Annotated in this window: 14 protein-coding genes; 6 read left to right on the top strand and 8 right to left on the bottom strand. The window is 47.5% G+C overall.

The annotated features are described in order from the left end of the window. The first annotated feature begins 195 nt into the window (after positions 1-195). Entirely contained in the window at positions 196-1,470 is a 1,275-nt protein-coding gene (locus tag VJB08_06365; protein ID HLD43576.1) for an aminotransferase class I/II-fold pyridoxal phosphate-dependent enzyme, read from the top strand. A 1-nt stretch (position 1,471) separates the two neighbouring features. Continuing rightward, positions 1,472-3,328 (top strand): phosphoenolpyruvate carboxykinase (GTP), encoded by a 1,857-nt coding sequence (locus tag VJB08_06370; GenBank protein HLD43577.1) that lies wholly within the window; start codon positions 1,472-1,474, stop codon positions 3,326-3,328. A gap of 49 nt (positions 3,329-3,377) precedes the next feature. On the opposite strand, the gene VJB08_06375 is transcribed toward VJB08_06370, so the two are convergent. The 5 genes from VJB08_06375 to VJB08_06395 all read right to left on the bottom strand — a co-directional run bounded on the left by VJB08_06375 (position 3,378) and on the right by VJB08_06395 (position 7,898). Continuing rightward, complete coding sequence (locus VJB08_06375) at positions 3,378-3,914, bottom strand: CBS domain-containing protein (GenBank protein ID HLD43578.1); 537 nt, start codon at positions 3,912-3,914, stop codon at positions 3,378-3,380. Positions 3,915-4,212: 298 nt separating this feature from the next. Further along, entirely contained in the window at positions 4,213-5,154 is a 942-nt protein-coding gene (locus tag VJB08_06380; GenBank protein ID HLD43579.1) for a type II secretion system F family protein, read from the bottom strand. After that, on the bottom strand, positions 5,151-5,987 hold the full coding sequence (locus VJB08_06385) for a type II secretion system F family protein (GenBank protein HLD43580.1): 837 nt from the start codon (positions 5,985-5,987) through the stop codon (positions 5,151-5,153). The genes VJB08_06380 and VJB08_06385 overlap by 4 nt, the downstream gene beginning before the upstream one ends. Then, positions 5,984-7,450 carry a type II/IV secretion system ATPase subunit gene (locus VJB08_06390; GenBank protein HLD43581.1) on the bottom strand — a complete coding sequence of 489 codons (1,467 nt, stop codon included), beginning with the start codon at positions 7,448-7,450 and terminating at the stop codon, positions 5,984-5,986. The genes VJB08_06385 and VJB08_06390 overlap by 4 nt, the downstream gene beginning before the upstream one ends. Before the next feature lie 7 nt (positions 7,451-7,457). Continuing rightward, the gene (locus VJB08_06395) at positions 7,458-7,898 is read right to left on the bottom strand and encodes a hypothetical protein (GenBank protein ID HLD43582.1); all 441 of its coding nucleotides are present in this window, start codon (positions 7,896-7,898) and stop codon (positions 7,458-7,460) included. A 735-nt stretch (positions 7,899-8,633) separates the two neighbouring features. Here VJB08_06395 and VJB08_06400 point away from each other — a divergent pair. Further along, on the top strand, positions 8,634-8,792 hold the full coding sequence (locus tag VJB08_06400) for a hypothetical protein (protein ID HLD43583.1): 159 nt from the start codon (positions 8,634-8,636) through the stop codon (positions 8,790-8,792). A 215-nt stretch (positions 8,793-9,007) separates the two neighbouring features. Here the strand turns inward: VJB08_06400 and VJB08_06405 are convergent, their stop codons facing one another. From VJB08_06405 to VJB08_06415, 3 genes are all read right to left on the bottom strand, one after another. Then, positions 9,008-9,319 (bottom strand): hypothetical protein, encoded by a 312-nt coding sequence (locus tag VJB08_06405; protein HLD43584.1) that lies wholly within the window; start codon positions 9,317-9,319, stop codon positions 9,008-9,010. Positions 9,320-9,383: 64 nt separating this feature from the next. Further along, positions 9,384-9,647: a type II toxin-antitoxin system RelE/ParE family toxin gene (locus tag VJB08_06410; protein ID HLD43585.1), complete on the bottom strand. Its 264-nt coding sequence runs from the start codon at positions 9,645-9,647 to the stop codon at positions 9,384-9,386. Continuing rightward, a complete protein-coding gene (locus tag VJB08_06415; GenBank protein HLD43586.1) occupies positions 9,648-9,854 on the bottom strand; it encodes a hypothetical protein in 207 nt (68 codons plus the stop codon). Between the two features lie 441 nt (positions 9,855-10,295). Here VJB08_06415 and VJB08_06420 point away from each other — a divergent pair, with 441 nt between their 5' ends. Genes VJB08_06420 through VJB08_06430 form a run of 3 tightly spaced genes read left to right on the top strand, consistent with a single transcriptional unit; the run spans position 10,296 to position 11,025 of the window. Beyond that, positions 10,296-10,499, top strand: coding sequence for a hypothetical protein (locus VJB08_06420; GenBank protein ID HLD43587.1), 204 nt, complete (start codon positions 10,296-10,298; stop codon positions 10,497-10,499). Next, entirely contained in the window at positions 10,496-10,822 is a 327-nt protein-coding gene (locus VJB08_06425) for a type II toxin-antitoxin system PemK/MazF family toxin (GenBank protein ID HLD43588.1), read from the top strand. The genes VJB08_06420 and VJB08_06425 overlap by 4 nt, the downstream gene beginning before the upstream one ends. Before the next feature lie 5 nt (positions 10,823-10,827). Then, positions 10,828-11,025, top strand: a complete 198-nt coding sequence (locus VJB08_06430) for a hypothetical protein (protein HLD43589.1) — start codon at positions 10,828-10,830, stop codon at positions 11,023-11,025. Positions 11,026-11,327 lie beyond the last annotated feature (302 nt).

Here is an 11,327-nt window from a genome sequence, read left to right on the forward strand (position 1 = left end):
AATACTAACACGGGCTATTTTCCTCGCTTGATAGGTTGTCCAGCCATCATTCTTGCGCCTTATGGTCTCCATAAGCTTCCCTCTGGTGAGTTTCATGCTCCAATGTAACTCACCGTAGGGAAATAGTTTCGGGATAAGACACCCCGGAATCAAAACCATAGCTTTAAAAACCATACCAATTCCACTCTTTTTTTAATGAACCCGCAGGCTGAGGAGCTTAACGCCGTACTTCAAAAGGATTCTCCTGCTATCTATCGTCTCCTTTCTGAGAGAGGAAAGGGAATCTACTACCCTAAGAAAGGGATTCTTGCGCAGACTGCCGAAGCAAAGGGAAAAGGCATCAACGCGACCATAGGCGCAGCAATCGAAGATGACGGAACACCGATGCGGCTTGGCTCAATAGAAAAGCAGCTTTCTCTGAACCCCTCTGAGGCTTTCTCCTACGCGCCCAGCTATGGCAAGCCGGAGCTCAGAACCCTTTGGCTCGAGAAGATCAGGCAGAAGAACCCTTCACTTAAGGGAAGGACAAGCGTTCCTGTTGTCACATGCGCTGTTACTCATGGGTTGACCTTGGCTGGCTACTTATTTGTTGGTCCAGGCGATCATATCATCCTTACAGACAAGTTTTGGGGAAACTATCGCCTTATCTTTGAGAATGGCTTTGGAGGAGTGCTTGACTTTTTCGACACCTTTGCCAAAGAGGGATTCAATGTTGGCGCATTCAGAAAAAAGCTGGGATCTGTGAAAGGGAAGACCACCATACTCCTGAATTTTCCTAATAACCCCTCCGGCTATACCGTCACTCAGGCTGAGGCCAGGGAGATTATTGCTGCAATTAAAGAGCATGCTGAAAAGGGCAATGACACCTTGGTGATATGCGATGATGCGTATTTCGGGCTCGTCTATGAGGATGGAGTGTATGAGGAATCGCTTTTTGCCCAGCTTGCAACACTTCATGAGCGTGTCCTTGCCATGAAGCTGGATGGTGTGACTAAAGAAGAGTATGCCTGGGGATTTCGTGTCGGCTTTATCACTTTTGCTTGCAGGGGAATCACAGAAGGGGTGTGCGCAGCACTTGAGGCAAAGACTGCCGGCGCTGTTCGCGGAACCATAAGCAATGCGCCCCACATCTCCCAGAGCCTTGTGCTTAAAGCATTCACTTCACGCTCCTATGCTGCAGAGAAAAGCCAGAAATACTCCATCCTGAAATCGAGGTTTGAGAAAGTGCGCCAATCGCTGTCTGATCCAAAATACCTGCGCTATTTTAAAGCCCTGCCTTTCAACTCTGGCTATTTCATGTGCATCGAGCTGAAGCACGACGCTGAGCCTGTGCGCAAAAGGCTGCTGGAGGCATATGATACTGGCGTCATTTCAATCGGAAACATGCTGAGGATCGCCTATTCAAGCGTCCCTGAGAGTGATATCCCCCAGCTGTTCGAGAACATCTATAAGGCATGCAAGGAGCAATAAGATGGATACACTTGACACACAAAGCCGGAAAAAGCTTGAGGCCCTTAATAATCCTCACGCAGTTAAAATCGTTGAGGACTACATCAGCCTATGCAAGCCCAGCAAAGTGGCTGTTCTCACAGACTCTGCAGAAGATCTTGCGTACATAAGAAAGAAAGCTTTGGAGACCCAGGAGGAAGATTCTCTTAGGATCCGCGGCCATACTGTGCATTTTGACGGAATCCAGGATCAGGGAAGGGATCTGGTGAACACAAGGGTGCTGCTTCCCAAGGGAAAGCAGCTCAGCAAGTCTATTGAGACCCTTGAGCGCGATACAGGATTGAAAGAGGTTATGCGCCTCCTCGATGGAATCATGAAAGGCAAGGAGATGTTCGTCAAGTTCTACTGCCTTGGCCCGGTAAATTCGCAATTCTCAATCCCGGCGCTTCAGATTACAGACTCTGCTTATGTGGTTCACGCAGAAGATATTTTATACCGCCAGGGATATGGCCAGTTCAAGAATCTGAATGGCTCAAGCAGCTTCTTTCATTTTGTGCACGCTGCTGGTGAACTTGATGATCGAAAGGTCTCAAAGAATGTGGGCCAGCGCAGGGTCTATATGGACCTGGAAGAGGAGCGTGTGTTTGCCATTAACACCCAGTATGCAGGGAACAGCGTAGGCCTTAAGAAGCTGGCGCTCCGGCTGGCGATCAGCAAGGCAAATAAGGAGGATTGGCTCTGCGAGCACATGTTCCTGATGGGCGTGCATCCTCCAGGGAAAAAAAGGGTTACCTATTTCACAGGGGCATATCCGACTGCCTGCGGCAAGACCAGCACAGCCATGGTCCCGGGCCAGAGCATTATAGGAGATGACATTGCCTATATCCGGCCGGACGAATCAGGAAGAGCAACGGCAGTCAATGTGGAGCAGGGAATCTTTGGGATTATCGCAGACATTAATCCTACGGATGATCCCCTGATCTACGCTGCATTGACAACCCCGCGTGAGCTGATTTTTTCAAACATCCTGATTGCTGATAAGCATCCGTATTGGTTAGGCATGGGAAAAGAGCCCCCAAATCAGGGAGTGAATTTCTCCGGGGAATGGCAAAAAGGAAAGAAGGATGCAGCAGGCAAGGAGATCTCCTTTAGCCATAAGAACGCCCGTTATACAATCAGGATCAGCGAGCTTGGAAATGCAGACCCGCACAGAGATGCCCCTAATGGAGTGCCTGTCTCTGCGTTCATCTACGGAGGAAGGGATACCGACACCTCTGTTCCGGTGCTGCAGAGCCTGAGCTGGCCCCACGGAGTGTTTATAGGAGCCTGCCTGGAATCCGAGACAGCTGCAGGAACATCTGAGAAAGAAGGGACACGGAAGCACAACCCGATGTCAAACATTGAGTTTCTGACAGTTCCCCTTGGAGTATATATCAGGAATCACCTTGAATTTGGCGAGAGGCTTGATGCCCCTCCCTTAATCTTTGCGACAAATTACTTCCTCCAGAAGGATGGAAACTTCCTCAATGAGAAAACCGATAAGAAGGTCTGGCTGATGTGGATGGAGGGCAGGGTCCACGGAGAGTATGATGCCCTGGCAACGCCTGTTGGGTTTATTCCAAAGTATGAAGATCTCCATACTCTCTTTAGGGATATCTTTAAGAAAGAGTACACGCATAAGGAGTATGAGCATCAGTTCTCGATCCGGATTTCTAAGCTGCTTGAAAGGATCGCAAGGATTGAGGTAGCCTACGCTGAGGAGAATCTTCCGCAGCTCTTCCACCAGCATCTGGATCAGCAGAGAAAGAGGCTTCTCGAAGCCAAGAGGGAGTTTGGGGATGTAGTGCCCCCTTCATCATTCTCGGGCCAATATTCCTAGATGCAAACCGATAGATTTTGAACGCTGCCCAATTCTATCCATTTCTAGGCTACACATGCACCTTTGTGATGAGGTCAGCCTTTGTGATGACTCCCTGAACCCTGCCTTTTTCCATCACAATAATCAGGGGATAATATCTGAGCAGATGTGAGAATGCGCTGACTCCTGCTGATGCAGGAACCAGAGGAGGGCAATCGCTCATAACCTCACGCACAGTTTTTCCTTTGCCTGTAAGAAGGCTGTCAAGAATTATGGATTCAGATATGATCCCAACTGGCTTCTCATGCTCTGTCACGACAAGCTGCGATATTCCATATCTCTTCATCTTGTTTGTTGCAGCCTTGATCGGGCTTTCAGGATCGATTGCAACCACCTTCCTGTTCATAACGTCTTGCGCCTTAAGCTCCTTTCTGTTCTGAATGGAACTCAGGCTCTCAAAGATTTTCTTTGCATTCGAGTATGTCGGATCGATCTTGCCGGACTCAATCTTGGCGATGAGGCTCTGGCTGACCCCTGCCAGCTTGGCCAGCCCTGTCTGGGTAAGTTCAAACTTCCTTCTCAGCTGTTTGATGTCGTGGAGCTCCATACGGATTAGGTGAATGGAGGGGATATATATTGATTACTGTTTTTTCATCGTAAAAATTCTTATTGGAATATTGGCTCCGGTGAAAATCAATGCTGCCGCCCTTTGTGAGCAACAGGGCAAGAACAATAACCTCGACCTCGGGGGGATGCCCCTTACGGGGCGAATGTCGATTTGGTGAAGGATTTTTCAGCCATTGCGAACTCCGCGGCAGCTGCGAAGCAAGATTTTCACCGGAGCCGGAATATGAAAAGAACAGTGAAACACACCCTGGAGCAAGCCCTGGAAGATCGGATCCCAGTCAACTCACTGCGCCGACTCCAGCCCGAAATGCGGCAAACATGGCAAGGCAGGCACCAGCAATGAATGGAAAATAGAGCAGCCCTGACAGGACTTTTCCTTCCTTGATGACCCCGATCAGGGATGCAGAAAGAAGGGAGGTAACGACAAGCAGGATGACAGATGCCATTGTAAGGAATTCAGGAGTGATGGCTATGCTTCCAAATATGTCGCTTCGCTGCTGCATATCCGCCATGATCCCTACAAAGCGGATGGAAACTGCCAAGAGCATCGGTGCTCCTACAATGACGGTGAAGAGGATGAACATAGTATAGGTCTTTGTTGTTGTCACCAAATCCTTTTTGAGCATCTGCAGCTCAGAGAGGTCCTGGCTAAGATTCTCCAGGAGATCAGCAAGATGGGCTCCAGATCGCATTGCCGTAGTGAAGAGCCGCAGCGCCCGGTCAAGCATTTCAGACTTCACATGATTCCTGATGCTCAGCAGGCTTTCCTCAAAGGACTCAGTTCCAAGGCTGCGCTCTATCGCCTGTTCAATCTCCTCTTTTAGTATTCCAAACTCGGTTCTGTTGGAAGCTCGCAGCGCCTGGAATGGTGTCATTCCGGAGCGGAGGTTTGATGCAATCATTTGTATGCAATCCGGCAAAACACGCTCAACCTGTTTCCTTCGTGATTCTATCTTAAAATAGAGCAGGAGATACGCCATGAACTGGGCAAATAGAAACACGAAAGCAGCAGCGATACCTGCATACGGCTGATGCAGAAGGCGAACAATGGCGAATGCCGCAAGCCCTGCAGCCAAGGCCGTAGTTATCCATCCTCCAAGATACTGCTCAGGCGATGTCGCTTTGCCTGCATAGCGAAGCTTCGTTGCAGTTGCCTTTCTGATGCCTTCAGGGATCATGCCGCCTAAACTCCGGTAGAATCTTATACTGTATCCTTTCATATCGTTACTACAGGCCTCCGTGACTTGACAAAACCGATCAGGACAATCTGGATGATGAATGTGGCTGCAAGGAAAACAATGAATGCCGATTCTGACATTCCATAGCCGGCAAATCCTGAAAGGATAACGAGCAGCGTCGCTCCAATGCTTGGAATTGCAACTGCAAAGAGCATATACAGCAGAGACCAGAGGCTTAATTCCCTTCCATAATCCTGTATTTTCCTTTTTTGGTCCTGGGTGAGCTCTTTAATAATCGATTTCAGGGATCCCTCAATGCTCGCCCCGGCTTTGATCGTGCTCACAAGCTGCCAGATGGTCTTTCTCAGAAACGCTGACCTTGACTGGGCTCCCTGCTTCTCGAGCGCCTTTTCAAGAGGCAGGCCTGCGTTAACATGCCGAGTGATTGCTTCAAACTCTTTTGAGGCCTGGCCATAGCCAGACTGGCTGATATTTTGTACTGCTGTGAAGAGCGGAATTCCAGAACTGACCTGCAATGTGAGGTCCTTCAGGCCGAAGATAAGGTGCTTTTCAATCTGCTCAGCCTTCTTGCCCGCCTGGATCTTGGGGGAGATCAGCATTGCCGCAAGCAATACAGCGGAAATGATCAATGCAAAACCGGCAAGCTGCAACAGGGGCTTTTTTGTCGGCAAGAATATGAGGAAAAAAAGAAGGCCATAGAGTGCGCCATGCAGCAGGCTAGACGCGAGAAACTCAACCTCATCACCCTCTACATCTTCCCTGAAATACGGGATGAGCTGGCTCATCTTCGCGGCAAGCGGCCTGAAGGGCTTTGAAAGGCTAGCATCAATCTTTTTTGGAAGAATGAACATCATAGGATATCCTTGATTTTCTTTTTCTTCTCTGCTGCCTGGTATATGCTCAGCGGATCCTTGTAATAGATGCGCATAAGCCTTCCGACATCATCGATCTCCTTGACATTGTTGGCAGCCATCCACTGGAGAATGACTTGTTTCTGTCTTCGGTCTTCTTCAATCTCTTTTGGCGTCATCCCGGTATGGAGGTTCAGCTCCTCCTGGATCCTGATGCTCTCATTCACCTTCTCAAAGGAATCGCCCCTGGCGCGCCATCTGTAGAGGTGGTTAAGCTCGATCTTGCCCTCATTCCCCAGGACCTCCGCGACTTCAAGTACTCTCCTCACCCCTTTCCTCCTGTCACGGTATTGCACGACAACAAGGTGGAGCGCTTCAAGCTCTGCTGAAGGGATAGCCATAGGGGGCTCAGTCAGCCTGCGCCTGACCTGCTCTGCAGTGTCTGCATGCATTGTAGCATAGACGCTATGGCCGGTGTGCATTGCCTCAAACAGCGACTCTGCCTGGCGCTTTCTGCGTATCTCTCCCACAATAATCCTGTCAGGCCTCATCCTCAGAGACGCAACCATCAGGTCCAGCATCGTCACCTCTCCCATCCCTTCAGGGTTCCTGTTCCTGCTGGAGAGGGGAATCCAGTTCCAAACCAGCTCATTTGGAAGCCTGATCTCCCGGGTGTCCTCAATGCTGATAATCCTCTGGGACGCAGGCAGGAAACTGCAGATGGAGTTAAGCATCGAGGTCTTGCCAGATGCAGTTCCGCCTGCAATCAGGATATTCAGCTCATACTGCATCGCCTGCCAAAGCAGGCTGGCAATCTCTGGAGAAAGCGTCTTTGCCTCTATGAAGTGGACAGGGGTCCAGGGGTTCCTCGCAAACCTCCGTATTGTAATTGTGTTTTCCTGTGAAACAGGGAAGAGTGTTGCAGCAACCCGGTCGCCTGTTTCGAGATGCGCATCCATGATAGGCTGAAGGGAATTGATCTCTCTGCCTGCTTTTCTTCCGATCTGGCTGGCAATATTGTATATTTCCTCTTCTGAACCAAATGTCTTGGTTGTCTTGCACCAGCCGTACTTCTTATGGTAGACAGAGATCGGCTGCTTTGAGCCATTGATGCTGATCTCCTCAAGCCAGTTATCTTTCATCAGGATCTCAAGGAACCCGAGCCCGAGCATCCTGTGCAGAAGCATTCCTGCCAGAATCTTGATCTCTGATTCCTTCTGGCCAGGAAGCCTCCTTGTAAGTGCTTCCATAGCTTCCTTCAGAAACGTCTCCTTTTGCATGCTGCCCATCAGCGGAATCTTTGGGCTAAGCTCCTCAGAAAGGTGGTTAAGCAGCGCCTCAGTCCCCTTGTCAAGCTCAGGCATGATGATCTCGTACTGCGGGACAAGCTGGAGGCTTACAGAGACGATGCTGATAGTTGCAGGCACAGAATCTGCCGTTACTTTGTAGGTTTCGAGGATTGCCATGGTGCGTTTACTTGCCCCGCCTTATGGTTGCGCCAAATGGAGAATAGCTGATATCAATGAGGCCCTGCTCCTTGAGGACTCCAAGCGCTGCATCGAGCTGCTCGGCCTGCAGCCCAGTCTTCTCCGAAAGCTCTTTTTCTTGCGCTGGCTTTGTTCGAATTGCCTCTAAAATACTGTCATAGACAGTCATGATCTGGTTTGGAGACAGCGGCTTAGCCGGAATCCGAGATTCTGGCCGCTCTTTCTGGATTACCATTTCTGCTGTATTGTCACCATAATGTATAAGGACGTAATGCAGGAAATAGAGAGAGAAGAAGGAAACTGCCAATCCCAGGCCAAGGACAAGCCATTGCTCCCCAAGAAACCCGTAGACGAACGATATCATGCCTACAGCAAAAATGGCATTGGCAACAGCCTTGAGCGCCTGAATCCTTGAAATAAGCATCACCCCTCGCACTCTCCCTAGGTTTCAGGTTTAAAAGCGTTTCGATTGTGTTGAGTAAAGTTATTACCTTCCGCTTTTTGCAAAGGGAAGGGTGCCGCCAATTTTGCGAGACTCAATCACGCAAAGATGAGCAGCGGAAGGGGACGCTCCCTCGGGAAGGTGCCGCGCTTCTCTGAAAACATCCAGAGACGAGTCGGCGGCACCCCGACAAAGCCTTTGCAAAAAGCACTTGGGAAGTTCAGTATACAGATTGCATGGCTCGGGTGAAAATGAGGCCAGACTTGCGAGGCTCAAGCGGCAGCCCACTTATTGCCTCATATCCACCTATCGCTGAACTGAAAGTCAAATACATCAGCAGACTTCTGGGTGATATATTGAATTTGCCGCTCAAAGAGCTTCCGGATTGTTTCAAGACTGACGTCATTTGGGTCCATGGTGTTGCCTCCTGAGTGCTGGAACCTTTGAGCTCCAGCGACTCAATGCTGCTTATTAGGAAGAACTTCATTTAAATAGCTCCTCCGAGGTTGTCCAGTGGGGAGTGCAGCTTAATCCACTTTGGTAAAGAAGATTGCACAGGTTAAATCCGGGATTGGCTAATCTGCCGCAGCCTGCGCCAGAGTCCTGCCGATTCAGAAGGCTCGGTACATGATATCCTATTCTATATACCCTATATATTTTATATATTTTATTAGGGAAATGTATATAAATCGTACTTTAACTCTACTTAAGAGTAATAAAATGGTAAAACTATCCACAATAACCACCCACGAGGATGCCGTAGATCTGGCGAGGGTTTACTGTATCATGAATAAGGTGACCATGAAGGATTTTGTTGCAGATGTGCTGAAAAAAGAGCTGAAGGAATTTAAGGAATCACTGAAGAAATTTTCTTATTAGCCCATTAAAGGCATTCTTAACTGCTTATGTTTCTTATGATACCATTAAACCGCCTTTTTTATAATCCCTCGGATTACCCCGAAAAAGATGGAATGCCTCCTGCGCCTCGTGATTAAGCATAATGATAGAAGGTATATCTGCGAGTTGAGAAAGGTCAAGGTCAAGGGCGGAAGGATGGTTGAGAGGTTTTTCTGCAGGGAGGTGTAGCAGTCCCATTAGGATCCTCCAAGATGAGCTGTGAAGCGGGGGGGGGAAGGCACGGATGCTCTTGCAAGCCATGCGCCGCCTCTTCTAGGCATGATATTTATCCCTTTTCCTGTGCCCCGGAGCAAAACATCAATCACACCAAACTCAGAGGTGTAGCAGAGATAGTCAGGATATCCAATGTTTAGGTCTCCGATATTGACCTGATCCAAGATCTTTCCTTTCCTGACGATACACATATTGTTGTCAGTATTAGAAGAAAGAGAATCAACAACTAACGGAAGCCTCGCAAACGGAGGATTGTTCAGCACTTTATTCTTCACATCATCATCAACAAAGTAGACCTGCTCTGCAGAAGGCTTTGTACCTTCTTTTCATGTATTTGGATTAATAAGCTCTTGATCTCTTATCAATTCTTATAATTACTATAAGAGCCTGAGAAGCATCTACATAATACAGTATCCGATAATCTCCTGCTCTGACTCTAAATACTTTATCTTCTTTGTATTCTTCAACTCTTACGGCATCAGAAGGAAAAGGATTTTCTTTGAGTTTCTCTATTTTTCCTAACAGCCTTCTGGCCAATGTTTTATCTTTAATCTTTTCTATGAATTTGCTCGCAGGCTTTTCTAACCTGAGAGAAGAAGGCATCTATACCCCCATTTTCTTCTTGAGATCCTCTAATGTGATCATATCTGTAAAGTCCCCTTTTCTAGCCTTCCTTATCGTTTCGTCCACTAATCCCCTTTCAGAAGGGGATAGCTTTGCATCGTCATTAAGCCAACCCTTTATCGTAAGAATCTCTTTCTTTATAAAATCCAAGTCTTCATGAATCTTCTTTAAGGTTATCGTTTCCATAGCGAACTACTAAAAGAAGCTACGGTTTATATACATTTGCTTTAAGAAGAAGCAGGTATGTGAATCTTACCTATACGCTTCCCAACCCTCAACACTGCTTGTCCTCAAGCTCTGGAGAAATGCCATGGTTTCTGTATCTTCGGGATTCCTAGCCTGGAAGTCTTCGATAAATACAAGAAGGTCTTGCTGGGTGGGGCTTGCTGAGAATCCCGGTTGCTGCCCTTTTGCGAGGCTCTTAAGGAGTAGTATGAGCTGAGTTGAAGGGGTCGTCCCTTACGGGGGTTCAACGATACATGCAGAGGGGCAGCACAAGCCGAGCTGCTCCGAAGGAGCGACCAAAAATGAAAAAGCATTTTTGAGTACTGACGGCAGCTGCGAAGCGGGATTTTCACAGCCGAGCGTTCAGTTAAATATAAATAGAGGGGCGTATCCTGGGTGCCTATGGAGATAGAGGTACCTAAAGAAACATCTGTAAGAGTGAAGGAAGTATCTCGATTGTTGGGCATAAAAAAGCAGGAACTCGTAGATAGGGCTATCCTCGTTTATCTGGATTCCATAAGCAGGCATCTTGATCTGAGAAAAGAGATGAAGGCATGGGACCAATTAAGTGACGAAGCCTTATTGAATTTTGAGAAATCATTATGAAAAAGGGAGAAATCTGGTCAGTTGAGATTCCTGCAGTAGATGGGCATGAGCAAACAGGAACCCGACCAGCAATCATTTTAGCTCAGGCAACCAATATAGCCATAATCATCCCGCTTACCTCTAATGTGCAGGCTTTGCGGTTTCCATACACTGTTGATATTAGCCCATCAAAAAAGAATGGATTGGACACAACTTCTATAGCATTGGTATTTCAGATAAGGGCCATAGATAGGAAAAGAATAAAGAGGAAAATTGGAGTTTTGGAAGAGGGTGCTTTAAAAGATATTAATGTGATTCTTAAGAGGATGTTGGATCTGGATTAAGGATCATGCCTATACTCTTCCCACCCATTCACAGTGCTTGCGGTAAGTTTTCTCAAAGCCAGTATCTCAACTTCAGGGCTCTTCTCCTCAAATTCTGTTATGATCTCGCGAAGCCCCTGCTGGTTGATATCTCCCTTGGAATACGCATCTGCTATGAGGAAGACATCTTTCTTGTCAAGCTCTCCGTTATTGAATACATCTGAGACAAGAGCAGCATTCTTTTACGCAGGTATTTCCTGATTTAGTTATCTCATTAAAAAGAACAGTTTATTAACTTCAGTCGATTCCTCCAGATCATAGAAATTGCTCAGGGTAAATCATACAATTTATATAAACTATTAGGATAAATTATTTATTATATGCCCCCTTACTCTGCTAAAGGGGGGTTAATTGGGTTAAGTTAAAACCAAAAGGAGGGCAAACCAACATGTCAACACAAGTCTTAGAGCAAATGCTGGTCTCTGTTCCGGTTCGACTTCAAGAAAGAGCATATCAGACTTTGGAT

This window comes from Candidatus Nanoarchaeia archaeon (assembly GCA_035290625.1).
Lineage (GTDB): Archaea > Nanobdellota > Nanobdellia > Woesearchaeales > DATDTY01 > DATDTY01.